Annotated in this window: 19 protein-coding genes and 1 tRNA gene; 15 read left to right on the top strand and 5 right to left on the bottom strand. The window is 33.9% G+C overall.

The window, feature by feature from the left end; translation table 11 throughout:
- Window positions 1-12: 12 nt before the first annotated feature.
- From MJQ71_RS11575 to MJQ71_RS11565, 3 genes are all read right to left on the bottom strand, one after another.
- Window positions 13-4,764, bottom strand: coding sequence for a T9SS type A sorting domain-containing protein (locus MJQ71_RS11575; protein ID WP_238806778.1), 4,752 nt, complete (start codon window positions 4,762-4,764; stop codon window positions 13-15).
- Between the two features lie 85 nt (window positions 4,765-4,849).
- The gene (gene feoB / locus MJQ71_RS11570) at window positions 4,850-6,958 is read right to left on the bottom strand and encodes a ferrous iron transport protein B (RefSeq protein WP_238806777.1); all 2,109 of its coding nucleotides are present in this window, start codon (window positions 6,956-6,958) and stop codon (window positions 4,850-4,852) included.
- Between the two features lie 47 nt (window positions 6,959-7,005).
- On the bottom strand, window positions 7,006-7,308 hold the full coding sequence (locus MJQ71_RS11565) for a FeoA family protein (protein WP_310587528.1): 303 nt from the start codon (window positions 7,306-7,308) through the stop codon (window positions 7,006-7,008).
- Window positions 7,309-7,443: 135 nt separating this feature from the next.
- On the opposite strand from MJQ71_RS11565, the gene MJQ71_RS11560 reads away from it, so the two are divergent.
- The 5 genes from MJQ71_RS11560 to MJQ71_RS11540 are packed head-to-tail and all read left to right on the top strand — an operon-like array spanning window position 7,444 to window position 9,928.
- On the top strand, window positions 7,444-8,106 hold the full coding sequence (locus tag MJQ71_RS11560; protein ID WP_238806776.1) for a heme exporter protein CcmB: 663 nt from the start codon (window positions 7,444-7,446) through the stop codon (window positions 8,104-8,106).
- 53 nt (window positions 8,107-8,159) lie between these two features.
- Window positions 8,160-8,822, top strand: coding sequence for a cytochrome c biogenesis protein CcsA (gene ccsA / locus MJQ71_RS11555; RefSeq protein WP_238806775.1), 663 nt, complete (start codon window positions 8,160-8,162; stop codon window positions 8,820-8,822).
- 48 nt (window positions 8,823-8,870) lie between these two features.
- Window positions 8,871-9,071, top strand: a complete 201-nt coding sequence (locus tag MJQ71_RS11550; RefSeq protein WP_238806774.1) for a CcmD family protein — start codon at window positions 8,871-8,873, stop codon at window positions 9,069-9,071.
- Between the two features lie 22 nt (window positions 9,072-9,093).
- Window positions 9,094-9,540, top strand: a complete 447-nt coding sequence (locus MJQ71_RS11545) for a cytochrome c maturation protein CcmE domain-containing protein (RefSeq protein ID WP_238806773.1) — start codon at window positions 9,094-9,096, stop codon at window positions 9,538-9,540.
- Between the two features lies 1 nt (window position 9,541).
- Window positions 9,542-9,928: a thiol-disulfide oxidoreductase DCC family protein gene (locus MJQ71_RS11540; protein ID WP_238806772.1), complete on the top strand. Its 387-nt coding sequence runs from the start codon at window positions 9,542-9,544 to the stop codon at window positions 9,926-9,928.
- A 54-nt stretch (window positions 9,929-9,982) separates the two neighbouring features.
- Here MJQ71_RS11540 and MJQ71_RS11535 read toward each other — a convergent pair whose 3' ends face one another.
- The gene (locus MJQ71_RS11535) at window positions 9,983-12,283 is read right to left on the bottom strand and encodes an ATP-dependent helicase (RefSeq protein WP_238806771.1); all 2,301 of its coding nucleotides are present in this window, start codon (window positions 12,281-12,283) and stop codon (window positions 9,983-9,985) included.
- Between the two features lie 291 nt (window positions 12,284-12,574).
- Here MJQ71_RS11535 and MJQ71_RS11530 point away from each other — a divergent pair, with 291 nt between their 5' ends.
- The 9 genes from MJQ71_RS11530 (at window position 12,575) to MJQ71_RS11490 (ending at window position 21,976) form a co-directional block, all read left to right on the top strand.
- The gene (locus MJQ71_RS11530; protein ID WP_238806770.1) at window positions 12,575-14,905 is read left to right on the top strand and encodes a glycoside hydrolase family 20 protein; all 2,331 of its coding nucleotides are present in this window, start codon (window positions 12,575-12,577) and stop codon (window positions 14,903-14,905) included.
- A 68-nt stretch (window positions 14,906-14,973) separates the two neighbouring features.
- Window positions 14,974-15,045 (top strand) — tRNA-Arg (locus MJQ71_RS11525).
- A gap of 173 nt (window positions 15,046-15,218) precedes the next feature.
- A complete protein-coding gene (locus MJQ71_RS11520; protein WP_238806769.1) occupies window positions 15,219-16,436 on the top strand; it encodes a site-specific integrase in 1,218 nt (405 codons plus the stop codon).
- Between the two features lie 4 nt (window positions 16,437-16,440).
- A complete protein-coding gene (locus tag MJQ71_RS11515) occupies window positions 16,441-17,382 on the top strand; it encodes a hypothetical protein (protein WP_238806768.1) in 942 nt (313 codons plus the stop codon).
- A 64-nt stretch (window positions 17,383-17,446) separates the two neighbouring features.
- Window positions 17,447-17,701 carry a MerR family transcriptional regulator gene (locus tag MJQ71_RS11510; protein ID WP_238806767.1) on the top strand — a complete coding sequence of 85 codons (255 nt, stop codon included), beginning with the start codon at window positions 17,447-17,449 and terminating at the stop codon, window positions 17,699-17,701.
- Between the two features lie 57 nt (window positions 17,702-17,758).
- A complete protein-coding gene (locus MJQ71_RS11505) occupies window positions 17,759-18,103 on the top strand; it encodes a hypothetical protein (protein WP_238806766.1) in 345 nt (114 codons plus the stop codon).
- Between the two features lie 2 nt (window positions 18,104-18,105).
- Complete coding sequence (locus tag MJQ71_RS11500) at window positions 18,106-18,702, top strand: hypothetical protein (RefSeq protein ID WP_238806765.1); 597 nt, start codon at window positions 18,106-18,108, stop codon at window positions 18,700-18,702.
- 120 nt (window positions 18,703-18,822) lie between these two features.
- Window positions 18,823-21,063 carry a DUF5906 domain-containing protein gene (locus MJQ71_RS11495; RefSeq protein ID WP_238806764.1) on the top strand — a complete coding sequence of 747 codons (2,241 nt, stop codon included), beginning with the start codon at window positions 18,823-18,825 and terminating at the stop codon, window positions 21,061-21,063.
- Window positions 21,064-21,364: 301 nt separating this feature from the next.
- Window positions 21,365-21,976: a hypothetical protein gene (locus MJQ71_RS11490; RefSeq protein WP_238806763.1), complete on the top strand. Its 612-nt coding sequence runs from the start codon at window positions 21,365-21,367 to the stop codon at window positions 21,974-21,976.
- 61 nt (window positions 21,977-22,037) lie between these two features.
- Here MJQ71_RS11490 and MJQ71_RS11485 read toward each other — a convergent pair whose 3' ends face one another.
- Window positions 22,038-22,349: a plasmid mobilization protein gene (locus MJQ71_RS11485; RefSeq protein WP_238806762.1), complete on the bottom strand. Its 312-nt coding sequence runs from the start codon at window positions 22,347-22,349 to the stop codon at window positions 22,038-22,040.
- Between the two features lie 339 nt (window positions 22,350-22,688).
- Between MJQ71_RS11485 and MJQ71_RS11480 the strand changes: the two genes are divergently transcribed.
- On the top strand, window positions 22,689-23,252 hold the full coding sequence (locus MJQ71_RS11480) for a fatty acid desaturase CarF family protein (protein WP_238806761.1): 564 nt from the start codon (window positions 22,689-22,691) through the stop codon (window positions 23,250-23,252).
- Window positions 23,253-23,271: the final 19 nt, after the last annotated feature.

The raw sequence follows: 23,271 nt of genomic DNA, 5'->3' as shown, positions 1-23,271 counted from the left end.
AAACATTTGAAACTATCTTAGTTTGACTATTTTTCGATTAATGATATTTCCGTTAATTTTCAACGAGAAATGATAAACGCCAACGGTGAGTTTTGTTAAATTAATTTTTTCGTGATAAACGGCCTCTTTTTCATTATGAGTAACATTTTCGACTATTCTGCCTTGAGAATCGAATAAAATATAGCTAAATTCGGAAGGAAACGTACATTTTACATCTAAAAAACAGAAGTTTTCGGTCGGATTTGGATATAAATTTACGCTTACATCGGCTATATTTTCTGTGCCTAGCACAATAACCTTAACATCAGCTTTGCCAGAAACTGTTCCTTCTCCGCATACATTTTTGACAGATAATAACTCATACGAAGTTGATAGAGTGGGTTTTACTGAGAAAATATAAGGATTCTTGTCTGTACTGGTTGCATTTCCATCATTGAGTTGATAAGTCCATGGAGGAGAGGACGTAAAATCAATTTTTATATTTGTTGAATCGCCGTAATTAAGGTTTGCTCCACCAGAAAGCGTTGCAGTAGGTAAAATAATCCTTTCGTTTACTTTCGTTGGTTTGCTTTCAGTCTTGCAAAGATTATCAGTAATGATTGCTTTATAAATGCCTTTTTGCGAAATAGTTAGGGTATTTGCATTATTTGCAAGTAAAACTCCATCTCGATACCACGCAAATTTTTCGTTGGATGATTTGTTTATTTTCAATGTGATGCTTTCATTTGGACAGATACCAACGCTATCTTTTGGAATGATTTCGTCAGAAATAGTAGATTTTTTTAAGTAAACAGCTTCAGAATTAGCAGAACAATTTTTGTATTTTAAATTAACCCTATATTTTCCTTCCTGTGCTGTCACAAACCTGAATGAAGTACTATTCGGTATCAAGGTGTCATTTCTGTACCATTGATAGGTATGATTATCTTTATAACCTAAGTTATTGATAAATGCGTCAAAGGTTTTAGTACTATTCGGGCAAAGTACATTATTTCCGACATTGATTACTGTTTTTATAGTTTTAAAAGTTATTTTAGTTGGTTTTGTAGTTGCAAGGCAATTGTCATCGATTTTATATTCAGCCTGATAAACCCCAGGTTGCGTAATTTTCAAAGTACTTTTATTGGCATTAGGTAGAATAATTCCATCTTTTTTCCATGCAAAATCAGTACTGTTATTGTAGTAATATTGTGTTTTTAGTTCAACAGTATCTTCACAGGTTACAGCGTCACCATCTAAGTTCATAAAAGCCAAATCTGCATTTTTGCCGCCAATTTTAACTGTGACAGTATCGGATTGAAATTCACAAATTTTATTATCAATTTCGTATTTATTGATGCTAAAATAACTACCTGATTCTTTGGCAATAGTACTAACAGGAGACGACGATGGGTCAAAATATCTTTTGTTATTTTTGAACCAATCATACTCTCGTAACCTATCATAAGGAATATTATAATAAGTTAGAAAGACTGTTTTTCCTTCACAAACGTTCAAAACGGGGTCAGTTCTAAGTTTTATTTTTATGGTTGATTTAACATCCACTTTCATTGGTTCAGAATAAGCCACACAACTGCCATTAATTACTTTAACACGATATTCTCCAGTTGATTTAACCAAATAAAAAGTATTAAAATAAGCTGTATTTTGCTCAATTACATCAGTATTTGTTATGTCTTGCCCATCTTTTTGCCAAATGACTTTGGTTGAACCATCCATAATGTTTGCATCTGTTTTTGAATAAGCAAATTTATAATATCCGTTGCCATCGGTTGGATAAGTAATCAAACGAGTATCATAAATCAACAAAACATCTGAGCCGTTGCATATCTCAATTTGATTTGGATTGACGAGCTGTCCGTAAGCGATATTAAAATTAAGGAAATCTTTATCAAGTGCTGTACCGAGTATTTTTCCGACGCTTACAAACACATTTTTTGATTCTGCTATACAATTATCCTGCTGAATTTGTAATGAATAATAACCAGTTTTTTGAGCGATATAATCAGATTTTGTAGCATTTTCGTCATTAATTGCCTTATTATCTAATTTCCATTGGAATTTAACATCAGATGCGTAACCTAACGAAGTTAGCGATACTTTACCGCCTTCACAAACATAAGGCGATGTTTTTGCCCAAATGACAGGCTCGTCAATTTTGCCAATTTGTACTTTTGCTGGAAGTGTAGAACTGACAATACATCCATTTTTTTGAGTAGCTTTGACACCATAAGAACCCGATTTATCGACATTTATTATTGGCTGATTTTGAAAAATAGGTTGTTCTCCATCTTTATACCATGTGTAACTTTCGTACTTGGATACCATATCATCGGGGAGTTTTAGTTCTACACTTTTTCCCGAACAAGCCCCTGCATATTGATAGTTGATATATGGAACAAATGATTCTTTGGCAACAATGTTTTGCGATATTTCACTTACAATTTTTTGTTTTAAAGCATAAACATAAAATATTGTCGAGCTATATTCTGATGGAAACAAGGCTTTTATTGGGCTTTTTGTGCCTTTTCCAATAACTGTTCCATAAATTGGGTCAGGATTATTAAGTAAAACCACGAATGTATCAACCTCCGAAATAGCATTAATGGTGAATGGCACATCAAAATAAGTATTGCGGCATTGTTCGGTGCTGATACTATCAATTTTGATAGACGGACATGCTGAGGTCGGTAAAACATCTAATTTGAACGTTTTTGTTGTTGCACAACCATTTTGATTTTTAATTTCTAATGAATACAAATCGGCATCGGTATTTTTTAGAAATTTCAGCTTTAAGTCTTTACTTGTAGCTAATATTTGTTCTTTTGAGTTTTTCCAAGTGTATAAATCTTGACCAGAAAACAAATAATTCGATGGCGATAAACTAATGTTTTTTCCTTCACATTCAATCGTTTTGCTATTGCTTGAAATAATATCAAAAGAAGGTTTTTTAGTGACAGAAACATAAACAGAATCATAATACGAACAATTTGTTCCAAAAATTGACCTTAGTCGATAAATTCCATCATCTGTACTTGTAAGTTTTTGAATTGAAATGCTTGAACCATTCCCCAAATAACCCTTTGGTCCATACCATTGATTGTCATTTGTATTAGTGGAAAGTTGTAAGTTTTCTCCTTCACAAAAAGTTGTTTTTCCTGCTATTCTTGAACCAATGCTGATTGGTTTTGATAATGCAGAACATTTCAAATCATTGATTGAAACATAATATTCTCCAGAAGAAGTTACTTTAAATTGATTTTGTGTAGCATCGAGAATTATCATATTATTTCGATACCATTGGTATTGATAAGAAGTGTTTTTTGGAACAGAAAGAATGCTTTGTCCATTGCTACAATCAGAATTATAATTGGCATTAATCGGTTGTCTAAGAATTAAATCTAATGTGTCTGAATAGACAGAACAACCTTCACTGAAACACAAAGCTATATATCTTCCTGCTTTATTGACATTGAAATAACCTAAATTTCCACTATAAACTTCTTTCCCATCTCTATACCAAATTATATTTTTGAAATTAATATTACCTTCCACACCTAAATCTAAAGAGTTGCCACTACAAATCTCGAATTGCCGTTTTTTCAGATAACCATTGTCACGAATGTATATTTTTGGTGTCGAAACTGGGTCAATAGTAAATTTTGGAGAAATCTTTGACCGACAAATATCATTAAGTGTTGTATAAACTTGATAGTTTCCTGGTTGATTAGCAAAAATGCCACCAATTGTAGTTAATACTTCTTGGCCGTCTCTTAGCCAATGATACTTATAAATGTTATAACCTGCACTATAATCACGACCAACCATTTCATCACCTAAACTAACTACACAATTGTTTGACCATTGCCTGATTATCTCACTTGGTGGTAGTACATTGCCAAATTCAATGTAGAGTGGTTTGGTTTTAACTTTGCATCCATCAAAATTTAACGATAATTGATAAGTACCAGATTCTTTTACGGTTAATTTATTCCGATTTGCAAAATCAGGCATTTCAACATTATTAATATACCACCTTTTTGTATCAGATATTTTATCAGTTGTCAATTCGGCCACCATTCCTCTACAAAAAGTCAACGTATCATATTTGATTGGAAAATCGTTTACAACCAATTTGGTATCAGTAAAGACGCTATCGGCTAGTAAATTCAATTGTTTTGTAACGGCAGTACAACCATATTGCGATACCCGCAAATTATAAACGCCAGGTTGGGTGGCCGTATATTTCCATTCAGTTGCGTAGGGAATGTCTTTGCCATCTTTTATCCATTGACAAGTAATGTCTTTTTCGATGGAGTTGGAAAAACCATATATATCAATTTTTCCTCCTTTTGAACACATGGTATAAGTATCATCCAAAATATCTTTTTGGAAAGTTCGTATTGTACCAAAAAATATATAGGGCAGTATATTTTCGAGATAACGTATTTGAATATTATTTGTATAATAAGTGCATTGTCCATTTTTAATAATCGCAGAATACTTGCCTTCTTTTTCGACTTTTTGAGAAGAAGAAGTGCCATTTTCTAATAATTGATTATTGAGATACCATTGATAAGTTGCAGAAGGAGCAAAAGTTTCAGTTAAACTGAGCGTTAATGGTGTGCTTTTACATATTTCAACATAATCAGATTTTGAACCGTATTTGTCATCAATCTTGATTGTGATTTGGCGGTCACAGTTCTGAGCAGCGAGGTAAGAAAATGTAAATGATAAGAGAAAAAGCGTGTAAATTCTTTTCACAAAGGTAAAATGGTTATATGCTGTCTGTAAATTAATAGACAAAAATAACTATTTTAGTGTATTTTATATTTTTAAAAAAGATATTTTAACTCAAAAATTGATAAACTAGAAATGCTGAAATATAAGCCAAAACAGACATATAAATAAGCTGAATAATAGGCCATTTCCAACCTTTGGTTTCACGATAAACAACCGCTAATGTACTCATGCACATCATAGCAAAAACATAAAATATTAACAAAGAAAACGATGTTGCTACCGAAAATGTTGGTTTTCCTGTTTCGGAATTTACTTCATTTCGGAGGCGTTCTTTAATTGTAGTTTCATTTTCGGCATCTGCTCCGATGCTATAAATTGTTGAAACCGTTCCAACAAAGACTTCTCGAGCGGCAAATGAAGTGATGAGTGCTATGCCAATTTTCCAATCATAGCCCAAAGGTTTGATAGCAGGCTCGATAAACTTTCCGAAATGCCCAGCGTAGGAGTTTTCTAACCTAACAGAAGCTAATTTTGAATCAAGTTTTGCGTGTTCAAGCGTAGGATTTTCACTTAAAACTTTACTTTCTGCTTTTTCAATTTTATCACTTGGTCCATAAGATGCCAAAACCCAAAGGATAATCGAAATGGCAATGATTACTTTTCCAGCTTCAAAAACAAAGGTTTTTACTTTTTCTAAAATAGTAAATCCGACTTGCTTCCAACGTGGTTTTTTGTAAGTTGGAAGTTCCATAATGAAGTAACTTCTTTCGCTTGATTTGAGCATAAACTTCATAATCCAACCAGCTAATAAAGCAGAAAAGAAACCTAATAAATATAGTCCCATCAAGGCAACTCCTTGCATATTGAAAAACCCTAAGACCTTATTATTTGGCACAACAAGGGCAATCAAAATTGTATAAATCGGTAATCTTGCCGAGCAGCTCATCAAAGGAGTAACCATGATTGTGATAAGTCGGTCTTTCCAACTACCAATTGTACGTGCCGACATGATTGCAGGAACTGCACAAGCCATACTCGAAATCAGTGGTACAACCGATTTTCCACTCATACCAAAGCGTCGAATGAGTTTATCCATCAAAACCACCACACGAGCCATGTAGCCAGATTCTTCCAAGATTGAAATGAACGCAAACAAAAATGCAATTTGTGGAATAAAAATAAGTACGCCGCCAATTCCTGCTACTAAACCATCAGTAAGTAAACTAACTATTTGGTTATCAGGTAAATGTGATTTTAGAAAGTCATTGACAAAAGCAATTCCTTGGTCAATCCAATCCATTGGAGTTTCGGCGATTGTAAAAACAGACTGAAAAATAAGGAATAATATGCTCAAAAAAATCACATAACCCCAAACTTTATGGAGCAGAATATGGTCGATTTTTTCGGTAATTGTTTCTTTTTTTACGCCTTCTTCAATAATGACTTCATTGAGCGTTGAGCTAATATCTCGGTAGCGTTCGATAGTTTCTGCCGATTGAAATTTATCAGCGTTGAAGTCATATTTTTTAACAATATCTTCTAAATCTTTTTGTTGAGTTTCGCCCAGAAACATTAATTTTTGAGCTTGAGCAGCATATTGAAGAGCTAAATATTTATTTCCAATACCAAATTTAGCATTTACTTCGTCGAAAATATTTTCAGATTTTTTGTCAAAAGCAGGAGGATTGATATGTGTTTTTTTGTGTTGAAGTTGATTAAAAATAGTATGTTTCAATCCTTCAATTCCGATTCCTTCACGGGCATTGAGTTCAACAACTGGAATTCCTAAAATCTTTGAAAGTTTGCCCGAATTTATCGAAATGCCCGACTCTTCTGCCACATCAAGCATATTTAAGGCTAAAATTGCAGGTACGCCCAAATCACTAATTTGCTCGAAAAGTAACATATTACGTTTCAAATTAGACGCATCAGCTACTACAACAGCTAAGTCAGGATAATCAGGGTTTTTTGGGTTGGCAAGAACTTCCAGAACGACTTGTTCGTCGAGTGAGTTAGGATAAATACTGTAAGTGCCTGGTAAGTCGAGAATTTCGACATCCATGCTACTACTTAGGCGGCAAAATCCTACTTTTTTATCTACCGTTACGCCAGGGAAATTACCAATTTTTTGACGCAACCCAGTGAGTTGATTAAAAAGTGATGATTTTCCTGAGTTCGGATTTCCTAGAAGAGCGACTACCTGTTTATTTTTCACAATTTATATTTTCTGTTTTTCTAAAATGCTGATAGTCAAATGATTGACTATTTCAACACAATTGTAGCTGCTTCTCTTTTTCTGAGCGAAAGATGATAGCCAGCCACCGTAATTCCAACGGGACAACCTAAAGGAGCGATGAAATCTAGCATTACTTCTGTATCAGGCAAGCAACCCATTTCGAGTAGCTTTAATGACATTGCCGCATCCTTGAAATTATTGATAATTCCTCTTTCTCCTATCTTTAAATCGGCAACAGTTTTTTCGGTTTGCACTATTATTTTATTTAGACTGATTTCAAATAAACGTAAAATTACTTTTTTTGGTTCTAAAATAAAAATGATTTTCATCAGATATAATTGTGAAATTCATAAAATTAGTTTCAAAATAAATACTTAAAAAGAATCAATATCATAAAAATAGTATTTGTTTGAGTAGTATCTTTGCGACAAAAGGGAGCTTTCTAAGTTGCCTAAATTAATGTTATGCAAGAACTCAAAGCACTCATCGGAAAAGAAATTAGACTCGAATGGCGACAACGCTACGCTCTCAACGGAATGTTGCTTTATATCATTAGTACCGTTTTTGTGTGCTATATGAGTTTTAAGCTTAAAGTAAATGACATCGAACCAATTACTTGGAATACTTTATTTTGGATAATTTTGCTATTTACTGCAGTTAATTCAATTACTAAAAGTTTTACTCAAGAACGTGCAGGCCGACAACTCTATTATTATACTTTGGCGAGTCCGCAAGGGGTAATTTTGTCAAAAATCATTTATAATATTGTATTATTATTGGCACTTTCGCTGGTTGGTTTTGTGATTTATGCCTTGTTTATGGGAAATCCAGTAAATAATATAGCCATGTATTTGACTGGAATAGTTTTAGGTGCAGTCGGGTTTTCGGCTACCCTTACAATGGTTGCAGGAATAGCGTCAAAAGCCGAAAATACTTCAACTTTAATGGCAGTTTTGAGCTTTCCAATCATTTTGCCAATGCTTTTAATGCTTATTAGGCTTTCAAAAAATGCGATGGATGGCTTAGAATGGAGTACAAGTTTTGACGAGATATTAACTTTACTCGGTATCGACGGAATCGTTATAGCATTAAGTTATTTGTTATTTCCTTTTTTGTGGAGAAGCTAACAAAATATTTACTATTATCGGACTTAAAATAGGATAAAATTACTGAATAAAATATGAAAAAAACTTGGTGGAAAGTTCTTTGTGTAGTGCTTTTACTTTACACAATTATTCGAGGATTAGCAGGTGCCGTGCCGCACCAACCAATATTAAATGAAACCATTCGTAATGTTTATTTTCATGTACCATTATGGTTTGGAATGATGACATTAATGACAGCTTCGATGTGGTTTGGAATTAAATATTTACGTAATGGCCGCATCGAAGACGATGAATATTCGGTTGAATTTGCCAATGTCGCTATCTTTTTTGGTATTTTAGGTTTTATGACTGGCTCACTTTGGGGGCAATTCACTTGGGGCGATTGGCTACCAAAAGACCCAAAAATTATTGCGGTTGAAGTTGGACTTTTAATATATTTATCTTACTTTATTTTGAGAAGTTCATTTGAGGATGAACAACGAAAAGCCAGATTATCAGCTATTTACAATATCTTTGCTTTTGCAACCTTTATTCCATTGGTTTGGATTTTACCAAGACTAACCGATTCTCTTCATCCAGGAAATGGTGGAAATCCAGCTTTCGGAAAATATGATATGGATAATGGCATGAGAATGGTTTTTTATCCCGCAGTAATTGGCTGGACTCTGCTCGGCGTTTGGATTTCAAGTTTAAGAATTCGCTTGAGAATCATTGAGCGATTACAATCAGAAATATAAATCATTACAAAATCATTCAGATCAAAATCTGTTTAATCGTTATCAAAAATGAAAAAAATCATCTCGTTTTTAGTATTACTTTTTTCTTCATTTAATTTGTTTGCTCAAGAAGTTGCAATGGCAGATAAAATGCGTGAAGATGGCAAAATTTGGGTAGTTATAGGTGTTATAACTATTGTTTTTGTAGGAATTATTACCTATTTAGTTTTGTTAGATAGAAAGATAAGTAAGATAGAAAAAGGACGTTAATTTTATCTAAAATAATCAAAATATGAAAAAATCACATATTATTGCTCTTGGAGTTATAGCAGTTGCGGTGGCAATTATTATTTCGACAGTTGGTGATGCGAGTACGTATGTTGGCTTCAACGAAGCCGAACAAGTGGCAAAAGAAGGAAGTAGTAAATCAATGCACGTGGTTGGTTCTTTGAAAAAAGATGCTTCGGGAAGTTTCGTTGGAATGGTTTATGAGCCATCTGTTGACCCTAATCACTTTGAATTTGTTATGATTGATTCATTGAATTATGAATCGAAAGTTGTTTATAATCAGCCAAAACCAGCCGATTTAGATAAATCTGAAAAAGTAGTGGTAGTTGGAAAAATGGATTTGAAAAACAAGTGCTTTCAAGCAGAGCAGATTTTGTTGAAATGTCCTTCAAAATATAACAATAATAAACTCGAAACCGAAGAGCCAAAGAAAGAGGTTTCGATGAAATAATATGACCATTTTATTCGACGGTGTTTGTAACTTTTGTAATGCATCTATTAATTTTATTATTGACAGAGACAAAAAAGGTGTGTTCAAATTTGCAGCATTACAATCAGAAATTGGGCAAGAAGTTTTGAATAAATATGGCTTAAACAAAACCGATTTTGATAGTATTATTTTGGTGAAAGACAATATTGTATATCAAAAGTCAGATGCTGCCCTCGAAATTGCTAGAAATATGGATGGTTTTTGGAAAATATTTTATGTTTTCAAAATTATTCCTTCATTTCTACGAAATCCTATTTATGATTTAGTGGCTAAAAATCGTTATCGAATTTTTGGTAGAACCGATTCCTGTCGAATGCCAACACCTGAATTGAAAGCGAGGTTTTTATAAATAAAAAGAGACACATTTTAATGAGTCTCTTTTTTAATGTCAATACAAAAAAGCTTATTCAACAATCCGTAATTTGGCAAAACTCAATAACAGCGTTTTTTCGCCTTGACCTTGAGCTTCAAATTTGATAGTAGCTTTTCGGTCATTGCCGTTAATGTCCATTTTTGTGACCGTTCCGTAACCAAATTTTGGATGCTCTACTTTATCTCCTTGTTTTAGATTTGTTGTATCGCTCGCCACAAAATCGCCTGTGGGTGTATGATTTACTGGTGTTGCTTTCTGTACAGGTCTTAAATTTGAAATTAGAGTTTCTTTCTTCGTAAAACCTGACGGAACTGGCGAACTCGTAGCTGCTCGGTCATTTCTAGCTTCATTATTTCCGAAAGAAATCATTCTACTTCTTGAAATTTGTAGGTATTTTGGGTCAATTTCTTCCAAAAAACGACTAGGTTCACAATAATTCAATCGGCCATAATTATAACGGCTTTCGGCATAGCTTAAAGTTAGTTTTTTTTCAGCACGAGTAATCGCTACATAAAATAAACGCCTTTCTTCTTCCAAATCACTTCTTTTTGAGAGCATCATTTGCGAAGGAAACAAGTTTTCTTCTAATCCAACAATATAAACATATTTGAATTCCAAACCTTTTGCTCCGTGAATCGTCATCAATGTTACTCGGTCATGGTCGCCATCTTCATCTTCTTGGTCGGCGGTTGTCATGAGCGTAACCGTCTGCAAAAACGCACTTAAGGTTATTTCCTCATTTTCAGGATTGTCAACAAATTGCTTGATAGAGTTGAGTAATTCTTGAATATTTTCGTAACGAGCCAAACCTTCTACGGTTTTATCATCGTACAATTCTTTCAAAAGTCCTGAAGTTTTGGCAATGTACGAAGCTACCGTGTGAGCATCTTTTCCTTCTTCAATCAGCAAACCATAACTTTTAATGAGCGTTGCAAAATCATCAATGGTTTGAGCTGCTCGTCCAGCCACGTATTGGTTAATATTGCTGACAACTTCCCAAATTGATTTATTATTTTCGGCTGCAGTTACCACTATTTTAGCAACAGTTGTATCGCCAATCCCTCTTTTTGGTAAATTAATGATTCGTTTAAAGGCTTCAGTATCACTTTGATTAATCGTAAAACGCAGATAAGCCAATAAATCTTTAATCTCTTTTCTTTGGTAAAAAGACAAACCACCAACAATTCGGTATTTGATATTGAGTTTTCTCAAAGCTTCCTCAAAAGCCCTCGATTGAGCATTTGTACGGTAAAGAATTGCAAAATCAGTGTTTTTAAGGCTATTGTTATTTTTTTCTTCAAAAATATTTGTTGCAATCAATCGCCCTTCTTCATTGTCCGAAGCTGCTTTTATGACCTCAATTTTGCTACCTTCTTCATTTTCTGAAAAAACATTTTTTTCTAATTGCTCTTTATTTCGAGCAATAACCGAATTGGCGGCATTGACAATATTTTGAGTTGAACGATAATTTTGTTCGAGTTTCACTACTTTCAAATCAGGATAATCCGCCTTGAAATTGAGAATGTTTTGAATATTTGCCCCACGGAAAGCATAAATACTTTGGGCATCATCGCCCACAATGCAGATATTCTGATGAACTGATGAAAGTTTGCGAGTAATAAGGTATTGAGAAACGTTGGTATCTTGAAACTCATCAACCATTACGTGCTTAAATTTGTGTTGATATTTATTCAAAACATCCAGATGGTCACGGAAAAGAACGTTAGTGTTGTACAACAAATCATCAAAATCCATGGCATTGGCTTGAAAACATCGCAGCACATACATTTTATAAAGACGACCGATTTCGGGCATTCGGGCAGCTTTATCATCTTCCATATAAATGGGATTATTGGCGTAAGACTCCCACGAAACCAAGGCATTTTTGGCACTAGAAATGCGATTGAGAATATAATTTACTTTGTAAGTTTTATCATCCAAAGCTAATTCTTTGATAATCGACCGCATCAACGATTTAGAATCATCGGTGTCATAAATCGTGAAGTCTGAGGTATATCCAAGTCTTTTTCCTTCAAAACGCAATATTTTTGCAAAAACAGAGTGAAACGTACCCATCCATAAATTCTTCGCATCGCTGCCAATTACGGCCTCGACACGCTGACGCATTTCGCCTGCTGCTTTATTTGTAAAAGTCAATGACAAAATATTAAAAGGGTCAACGCCTTGTTCAATCAACCATGCAATTCGATAAGTAAGTACACGGGTTTTACCCGAACCAGCTCCCGCAATAATCATCAATGGCCCTTCGGGATGAGTCACGGCATCACGTTGAGGAGCATTGAGTTTCTCTAAATAATTATCTTTTGCCATTCATTTCATTTTTTGGACTGCAAAGATAAAGAATAAGTAACTGTATTCATTGACACTAAATAATTATGTTGGAAGAAAATTATTATTATTTGATTATTTTTAGACCTATTTAAAACTTCTCTAAACTTTGATGTTTCATTTATTGACATGCTCGAAAACGAGATTTTCTAAATAAATAATTTTCAAAATAAAATTTCTTATAAAATCGTTAGTGAATAAAGAAATAAATTAAAATTTGTAATTCTTCTTTGAAAAAACGTACTTCGTTTTCTTAAAATTTAATAAACTATTATGAAGAAATTTATTAGTGTATTGTGTCTTACTGCTTTAACATTTTGTGGTTTTGCACAAAACAAATACGCGATTATTCCAAAACCTACGCAGCTTACTATGGCAAATGGTTTTTTTACGGTTAATCCACAAACAAAAATTTTAATTCCTAAAAATACTGAAGGAATTCGTCCATTAGCAGAAATGCTTGCCGAGCGATTTTTGATTGTTGCTGGAATGAGATTAAATATTGAAGAGTTTGAATCACCAACTTTGGCTGTTTCTCAGCAAAAAAACATCGTTTTTACGCCGTTAAATTCAAAGAATGCAGATAAACCGCTGGGTGAGGAAGATTATATTTTGAAAGTAGAAAGTAACAGCGTAATCATTTCAGCAGCTACCGCTAAAGGAGATTTTTATGCTTTACAAAGTCTTTTACAATTGCTACCAACGCAAATTTACAGTAGTTCGTCCATAAATGATGTAAAATGGACGATTCCCAATTGTACCATTTTTGACCAACCACAATTTGGTTATCGGGGTTTGATGCTTGATGTTAGTCGCCACTTTTTTCCTATTTCATTTGTGAAAAAATACATTGATTTATTGGCAATACACAAAATGAATACGTTTCATTGGCACTTAACCGACGACCAAGGATGGAGAATTGAGATAAAAAAATACCCAAAATTGACCGAAATTGGCTCAAAAAGAAAGGAATCTATGGAAGGGCATTATTCTGACCAAAGATTTGACGGAAAACCGTATGGAGGTTTTTATACTCAAGAAGAAATAGCTGAAGTGGTAAAATATGCTCAAAAAAAATATATCAACGTAATTCCCGAAATCGAAATGCCTGGCCATGCGATGGCAGCTTTAGCGGCGTATCCAGCATTAGGATGCTCGAAAGGGCCTTACGAAGTTGGTACAAAATGGGGTGTTTATGACGATGTTTTTTGTCCAACAGAACAAACTTTTTCTTTTTTGGAAGACGTTCTGACGGAAGTAATAGCATTATTTCCTAGTAATTACGTACATATTGGTGGAGATGAATGCCCTAAAATTTCTTGGAAAAATAGTCAGTTTTGTCAAGATTTAATGAAAAAAGAAGGTTTGAAAGATGAACATGAATTGCAGAGTTATTTTATCAAACGGATTGATAAGTTTTTGACCTCAAAAGGTAAAAAAATGATTGGTTGGGATGAGATTTTGGAAGGTGGGATTTCGCCAAATGCTACAATTATGTCATGGCGTGGTATTGAAGGTGGAGTGGAGGCCGTAAAACAAAATCATGATGCGATTATGACACCTGGAAGCCATTGTTATTTAGATGCTTATCAATCAGACCCTTCATCTGAGCCAGTGGCCATTGGCGGATTTTTGCCTCTCGAAAAAGTGTATGCCTATAATCCTGTTCCATCAGGCTTAACGGTCGAACAAGCCAAACATATTTTGGGTGTTCAAGGAAATCTTTGGTCAGAGTATATCGCTACTCCAAGTCATGCCGAATATATGCTTTTTCCGAGAGCTTCGGCATTGGCGGAAGTTGGTTGGAGTTCTGCAAAAGATTACCAAGATTTTACAACTCGTTTAAAAATACATTTTGAGCGATTGAAATATTTGGCCGTAAATTACTCAAATGCATATTATGATGTATCGGCTAAATCATCGGTAAATGCTAAAAGTCAGGTTGCCGTAAAGTTACAAACGGCTGATAAGCAGGCAATTATTCGTTATACAATTGATGGAACTGAGCCAACTGTGAGTTCATTGGTCTATCAACCGAATGGCGTAATTGTAACCAACGATGCCACGATTAGGGCGACAGCTTTTGCCACAAATGGTGAAAAATTGGGTAAAGATATGAGTAAATATTATTACATAAATAAATCAACAGGTCGAAAATATACGTTAGCAAGCCAGCCAACAAAATATTTGGGCGGTGAAACTTTTGGTTTAACAAATGGTGTAAAAGGTGAATCAGGGAATTTGGATACTTGGGTTGGTTTTGAAGGAAAAAACCTTGATGTAACCATTGATTTGGGACAAATTATGAATTTACAAAAGGTTTCTTTTGCATTTTTAAGGGCAAAATCTTCTTGGATTATGCTTCCTCGTGAAGTAGAAATATTGGTTTCTGATGATGGAAAGAAATTTACGAGTATCAAAAAAATGCCTTTAGGAAATTTGGAAGGCGAAGAAAAAGTGATTCAACAGCTAACGGTTGGTGCTGATGGTAAAAAAGGACGATACGTACGAGTAATTGCTCAAAATTATGGTAAACTACCAGAAAATCACCCAGGAAAGGGGAGTCCATCTTGGTTATTTGTTGATGAAATTGGTGTAGAATAATGCATTAGAAACAAATTCTTTATAAATTTGTTGAATAAATAAATGAAATTGTAAATTTCGTTTATTTTGGTTTCGTAGTTCAACGGATAGAATAAGCGTTTCCTAAACGTTTGATTCGGGTTCGATTCCCGACGAGACCACAAAAACACACAAAAAAACCATAAAATAGCGTAATAATGGCTGTTTTATGGTTTTTTTTAACACTTTGTTTTGTTTTTCATAACACTACATTGTTTTAAGTTTGTTACCTATTTTGATACCGTTGTACTCTTATTTTGTTTTGATACGTTTGTCAAAAACTTGTCAAAATCAAATGAAACAGATAGAATTTAGAGTGATTTTTAACAGAAAAAATCAACTCAACCAAAAAGGTCAAAGTCTAGTACAGATAGAAGCTTATCAAGCAGGTGGAAGAAGATATTTTGCAACTGGCGTGAAGACTACGCCTGAAAAATGGAAGCCTAAACCTGACAAAGATATTTGGGTAGCTGATAAACACCAAAATACATTGGTTATCAATACTAAGGATGCTCTACGAAAATATAGGGATACTTTTGTAGCTGTACATGGAAGTATGTCGCTCCGAGACTTTGATAATTTTTTAGAATCAAAATCCAAAAAGGAGAAAAGCATCGTTACAGATTTTCTTGTGTTTTATGAGCAGCAATTAGAAAAAGAGAAAAAAGGTAGAGATGGTGTAAAGATTGAATATTCGACTTGGCAACAATTAAAAACGAATTTGGATTGTTTGAAGCAATGTTTCCAAAATGGACTGAGCTTTGATGAACTTACCTACGCAACCATTGATAAATATAACTACTTCTTATTGTGCAGAAAAGGCATTGATGGTAATGGAATGAAACTAAATTCTATTGATAAACGCCACCGCCAAACAAGGAAGTACGTCAATTTAGCCGTAAAATATGGCTATCTATCCAGAGATAAGAGTCCTTATCTGAATTTTGAACGCAAAACAGAAGAGGTAAAAAAGGTATGGCTAACCAAAGCTGAGTGGGAACGAGTGGAAAATCTGAATTTTGGACCAGAACAAAAATTGTTGGAAATAACGAGAGATATGTTTTTGTTTTCGACTTATACGGGGTTACGTTATTCAGACGTACACAACCTGACTACAAAAAACTTCTCCTTAACCGACAAGGGGCTAATACTTACATTTACTGCAAAAAAAACTAACAAAACCCTCAGCTTACCCCTGTACTCACTTTGGAATGGGAAGCCTGAGCAAATAGCAAATAAGTATATAAATAACGGATATGATAGGCTGTTTTATGGCATTACGAACCCAAAAGCAAACAAACTCATTAAAGAAATTGCCAAATTAGCCAACATTGACAAACATATTACTTTTCACGATAGCCGAGATACTTTTGGTTCTCATGCCGTCAGAAGATTGTCAATAAAGGTGGTACAAAATATTTTACAACACAGGCAAATGAAAACCACTCAAGGGTACGTACACATGGACGATGAAGAGCGAGACGATTTATTAGAAAAAACTAACTGGAATTAACATCATGGAAGTATCTGAAACCATTGAAAAACCCGTAAAAAGGACTTATAAAAAGCATAAGACTCAAAAAGTTATAGGAGTTGTAGCTTATTTAAATAAGAAGCTAAAAGGTAAGAATATAAACAACGTTGTATTTTCACCTGTTTATTGGCAAATAACATTTAATGGCATGAATACTCAAATTAAATCAGAATCATTTGGACAGATGGGAGTATTTGAGCCTGATTTTTATAATGATATTGTCATAATCAAGAAAATTGAACGTGAAAAACAAAAAATAGAAAGCTGCATTTTAAAGATTATTGAGAATTTTGAAAATGAACATGGAATAAGCCCAAAAATTGGACAAATCATTGATTCCTACAATGAAATTTATAAAAATCCTATTGGAGAACTGGTAAACTTTTTTTTGTGCCTATACCTTTCCTTTGGTTTATCTCATAGTGATATTTATGATTTTTGCATTCGAGAAAAGATACAATACCCAAAACGACTTGAAGATTTGGATTCTGCTGATTTTGATTGGAATGAGTTCGGAACATTAGGCCACCTTAAAGGAAGTGCGGAAGTAAACCTAAACATTTTATCTAATAAATATCCCAAAGTGTACAAATTTCTCAAAGAGAAATTCCCATCTAACATATGGAGATTAAATGAGTTAATTCAATTACTTGAAGACCTTCCGAATAATGATAGTGGATTTAGTGAGTCAATTTATGAATATAACAATAAAGTCACATGGTATGACTACGAAACAGGTCGTTTAAAGAGGTTTTTATATAACTTGGGGGTTTTGCAGGGCTTTTTGAGTTCAGAGGAATTGGATAGAATAATGGACGATTTAGCTAAAATTAACTATTTTAATTTTGCACCTAAGTCAAAGGATTATGATTCTCAAAATGAAATGCACCGAGAATATATTAAGTATCTAAATAATTTCGGATAATTTTTTTTTATCCGAAAAATTTATCTTACGTTTGTGTACTATTAGATAACTAATTTTTACACAGATGGAAATTCTCGCTCAAATTCTCCAAAGGCTTAATGAAATTGAAGCCAAAATATCAGCTCCCAAAATTTCTAACCAGGAGCATCTTACACCTAAAGAAGCCTGTCAAGCAATAGGCATCAGCCGAACCAAATATGAGCAACTCAAAAGAGACGGCTATATTAAAGATTACAAACTAACTTCGGGAGGTCGGAAACGTTACGTTAAACGTTCGGAAATCTCACAATTATTCCCTAAAGATTTTGTTGCAGCCTAAATGCTTGTCATACAAGCGTTTAGGCTTTTTTTATTCAATTTTAAACAAATTAATGACATGGTAACGAACACAAAAAACACAATCGAATTTACTACTCGTAGCGGTAAAGATGCAATGATAGTAGAAAACCCTATCAATGGGCAAAAGGTAGATTTAATGCCACTATTCAACTACATGGAAAGTAAGAAAGACTGGTATGATGAAGAAGTCGCTCAACCAACCATTTTGGCTAATGTGGTTGAGTCAATAATGGAGCATCAGCACGATTTACTTACAGAAGTAAGCGAAGAAGCTAAAGAAGGTGTGATTTTGAGTAGTGAGATACTTCTTAATTATACTTTAGCCGTTCAAAACGCAAATAATTTGGTAAAAGTATTCAAAACAATGACAATCAACAAATAATCATGAAAGCAATAACAAATCCTATAATGGCGGTAAACCCATATACTAATCGCTTGATTAATCTTACGCCACTTTTCAATTATATGAAACAAATTGAAGAAGCTTATTCAATAAATGGGGCTTGTATCAGCCATATTTCCGAGGTGGTAGATAATATACTGGAAGGCCCTAGCGAATTAATGAATCAAGCCTTAGACTCAATGGATTACGATGATAGATTTACCATTAGAGCGATTCGAGGTTATAGTGAATCTGTCAATGATGCCCAAAAACTCGCAAAAGTATTTAGGGCAATGAAAGTAGATTTAGTGACGAATGTACCGCAAAAAGATGAAATACTGCCGCCAATGCCAACTAGGTATATTACTGCAACGGTATTTCTGAACCCCGAAACCTCTGAAATATTTAAAATTGAGCCGCTTTTCGAGTTTATCAAAAAATACAGTTCTGAACGTAATTCTAGTGTCGAAAATACGGCCAATGTCATTGAAAATACAGCCAAAGTAACCGACGAAGAAAATCCAAACCTAGACCTTACAAATTGTACAGATTTAGTCAGAGACGTAGCTAATCTACTGCGAGGTATGAAAGTATCATAAAACAAAAAAATCCCTCTCAAAAAACATTGAGGGGGATTCTGTTTTACGTATTAATTTAAAATCTTTGGCAGCCCAGCCAAAACCGAAAACAATAAAAACCGATAACCATAGGACAAATTTATGGAAAAAGTACCTGATAATCAAGGGAATACGGAGAAATCTTACTGCGAAATACGCCTTTCTGAACTTGGAATTTCTCCTGAACAAAACAAGATAATAACATCTTTTGAGTGCTTTGATGATTGTATTCAACGCCCCTATAATGTATTTAAGATAGGAGAGCATGATTCTATTGAAATTCTATTTGTAGGGCTTGATGGCATGAAAACCTACATGCGAAAAGGGAAAGAAATGCCATATATTAGGGTACGTAGTAACCCAGAATCAGAGAACACAAATAAATATAAAACTCCTTTTGGTGCAAAATCAGAGGTTTTCTTTCCTCCAATTATTTTAGAAAAGTACAAATCAGTAGAAGAAATCAATACCTTGGTGATAACAGAGGGCGAATTTAAGGCCATGAAAGGCTCAATTCATGGCATTGATTGTATTGGATTATCAGGGATACATAATTTCACTTCCGAAGATCGATATGGTAACAAGGTACTAAATTCTGAAATAGTAGAATTGATAAAGGTATGTAAGATAAAGAATGTTATTCTACTCCTTGACAATGACTGTTTAACTGTTAAATACGAGGAAAATAAAGACCTTTGGAAACGTCCAAATAGTTTCTTTTCGGCAGTTAATAATTTTAGAGAACGTACAAAAAAGCTTGATATTGATGTATATTTTGCTCATATCTGTACTGATTTAGCCACAAAAGGACTAGACGACCTTATGGTAGCTAATCCAGGGAATGAATCAGAAATTAGGGATTGCCTTTTGTCAAGGAAAAATACTGATTATTTCAGTTTTTTGAAGTTTGATTTTGGTTCAAGTGATAAATTACGAAGCTATTTTAAGATTAATGAATCAAAAGATAGCCCTTGCCGCAATTTCTACGAGTTTTATAAGGAAATTTTAGAAGGAAAAGAATTTTTATACAATGGCGTTTTTTATAAGGGTAATGAAAGCGAAGTAGAAGAAATAGCCAGTGGCGAAATATTGAACTATTGCAGAGTCGGTGACCATTACTATAAAACCGTAAAACGACCGACGAAAGACGGCAAATTTGAGGTTGATTTTATTCGGAGGGATAAAACAACCATTACTGATGATTTAGGGCGTAAAGCCTTGAAAAAGATAGCTAAATATGAGGATTTTACTTGTTTCCCTTCGCATATTGACTACAAGCAAAGTATTAACGGATTTTATAACAAGTATCAGAAAATTAATTTCACACCCGAAAAAGGTAATTGTGACAATATTCTAAAATTGATTAGGCATATTTTTGGCGATGCTCACTATGATTTTGCTCTCGATTACTGTAAATTACTTTATGAAAAGCCACACAAAAACCTCCCTATTTTACTCATGGAATCTGAAGAAAGAAATACAGGAAAATCAACTTTTGGGCAGCTTTTAATAACGATTTTTGGTGATAATGCCATTAAATTAGGTAACTCAGACCTGCAAAATGATTTTAATAGTTTCTGGATTCAAAAATTACTAATGGTAGTTGATGAAACATCTCTCGAAAAAGCAGGTATTGAACAGATGGTAAAGCGACTTTCAACAGAAAAAGGCAAAGTTGTCTTAAATGAAAAGGGCAAAGCTCAGCATTCGGTTAACTTCTTCGGAAAATTTATATTTATTACGAATGAAGTGGGTAAAGCGTTAAGAATTTCTAAAGGAGAAATAAGATACGCCGTTTTTAGAGTGTCTGAATTAAAGGAAATCGACCCCTATTTTGAGGAAAATATCAATGATGAGATACCAGCATTCCTTCAATATTTAATTGAACGAACACTTACTCATAAGGAGCGTAGCAGAATGTATTTTGATTTTTCTGCCTATGAAACGCCTTACTTACACCAATATTTTGAATTTTCAAAACCAAGTGTTGCAAAAGCAATTTCAAGTCATATACAAGAGTGTTTTTTATCCCTTCCTGATACGGATGAACTTTTATTTTCAGCCAAAGACTTATACGATTGTTTGAAAAAACAAGATTCTCGAATTGCAGAAAAAGATATAAGGGAAAAATTGAAAACATATTACAAAATTGAACCTTTGAGCAGCCAAAGATACGATATGTTTGACCTTGAGCTATTCCAATATGACAGTACCGATTATATTAAGAAAAGGAACGGCCGAGCTTACCTTTTTGAGCGTGCAAAATGGGTAAGTGCTACCACAGCCTTACTTACCACAAAAAAGGAAGAAATGCCCAAAAGTGGGGGCGTTTTACCTTTTTAGAAAAGTTTGCAACAGGTCTGCAACAGTCCTGCAACATGCAAAATTTGTTTAAAAATGGCTTTTACTGTTTTTTTATATTATTTCTGCAACATTGCAACATTTCAACATAAAATACTAATAATAAGTACTTTAACTATGTTGCAAATTTGTTGCAGATATGTTGCAGATCTGTTGCAAACTCAAATATTTTTCATGAAAACCTAAAAATCCGAACAAATATCAAAAATGTTGCAATGTTGCAGATTTTTTGACATTTCTACGTGAAAACAAAAAAACTTGTATTTTAAACCAATATACTCACATGGAATATCCACTTTTAAGAGAACCATACTTTGATAAAAAAACACTAACAAAGTATGAATTAAAGCCTTTTGAAACTTGGCCAGCTCTCTTTAGTTTTTGTCGTGATAGACACATAAATTTTCCACTTTCAAAAAAGTATTTGATTTGTATTGAAAAGAGTCTTCACACTCCAATAGGCTATCGTCCACCAAGTAGGGATATAGGTTTTAAAAATGATAGTGGTGGATATACATTTTGTATTAGAGACAAATATCGGGAATTACCAAAAGGTTTTATGCTGAGTATTATTTCACAATCAATCACAACCTTTATCAGAACCGAAGATAATACCTTAACCATCTTTTATGACTTTTGGGATTTCCTTTCGTTCCTGAGCTTATTTCCTGAGAAAGAAAATGGAAATTTTATTGTCTTAAACCGCTATACTAAACACGACCATAACCTTCCTGAAGCCAAATTGATCGCTGGGCGTTTTGCCACCGTAGAAAACTATATAAAATGGGAAGATGTAGCGAAGACCGAATATATTCAAAGCCAGTTAGAGGAAGTCTGTGACCACGTGATACCTCGATGGAAAGATTTTGACGAGCCTAATTTCAATGAATATTAAATTAAAAAAATAGCCTCTAAATAGTGGCTATTTTTTTAATTTAATTGACAAAGTAAAATCGTTAACCACGAGAAAAAACACGAAATAACATTACAATTCCAAATATCGTTGCCAAAACCATCAACATCTCTTGAATAGCTTTTTTATCCCATTCGTTGGGGCTTTGTATAGCTGTTACGGGATTAGTTGGCGTAACAGGCCTTTCGCTTGCCGTAACTTTTTTTGTAGCGAGTTTACGCACAAATTTATTTACGTTCATCCCTTCCTTTTCTGCGAGCTTCTGCAATTTCGCTTTTAGTTCTGAAGTACATCTAAACTGGATAAGTTCAGATTGATTTGGTTCTTCGTTATTGGTATTATCAACTTTAGCCATTTGTATACAATTTTAAATTATTATTTAGTTACGGATTCTGTTTTTCCTTTGTTACGCGAGCGTTACGCCAAATTAGCGGAACGTTTGGCGGAACGCTCCGCTAAGAATAAGCCGCCAAACTCCTAACAAAAAGGTAAAACAGCACTTTTTTCTACCCAAAAAAAGCCTTGTATACAAAATGTATTACAAATTGTAATACATTTTGTTTTTTTCAAATAAAGCACTAATTTATTAAAAAAATAGCAATAAAAGAAGCTTTTTATTGTGAAATTGTTATGAAAATAGGTTAAAAATTGTTATTTTTATATATAAATCAATAACATCAAATATTACTAATGTATGACAACTTTATTAGTTATAATTTTTAAAATTTCGCTCATCATTTTAGGTGCTGACTTCCTGACAGGAATATTTCATTTCTGGATGGATGTTTATGGTCGAGCGAGTATGCCGTTTATAGGAAAACACGTGGTGGAAGTAAACCTTATACATCATAGAAACCCGCGTAAAATGGTAAGTAATTCTTATTTCAGTCTGACTTGGACATCATGGCTGACAGGTGTCATTATTTTGACCCTGAGCGTAGTATTTTGGGGCTTTTATTGGGAGTTTGCAGCGAGTCTTGTTTATGGTTCAAATGCCAATCTAATACATAAATGGACACACCAAACCGACAAAGAAAACGGAAAAATTGTGTCTTTCCTTCAAAAAACAGGCATAATACAATCGAAAAAACATCATGGATGGCATCATAAAGCCCCATTCGATACAAACTATTGTATTCTTACCGACTGGTTAAACCCAATTTTACACAAACTCAAGTTTTGGGAGTTTATCGTTTGGATATTCAAAAGGGTAGGAATCAGGCCCGTTTCAGGTACCCAAATCAGAAACTTTCTGTAATCATTAACTAATCAATTTA

This window comes from Emticicia aquatica (assembly GCF_923079645.1).
GTDB classification, from domain to species: domain Bacteria; phylum Bacteroidota; class Bacteroidia; order Cytophagales; family Spirosomataceae; genus Emticicia; species Emticicia aquatica.
The sequence above is the reverse complement of the archived record's forward strand: the minus strand, read 5'-3'. Positions and strand labels throughout refer to the sequence as shown.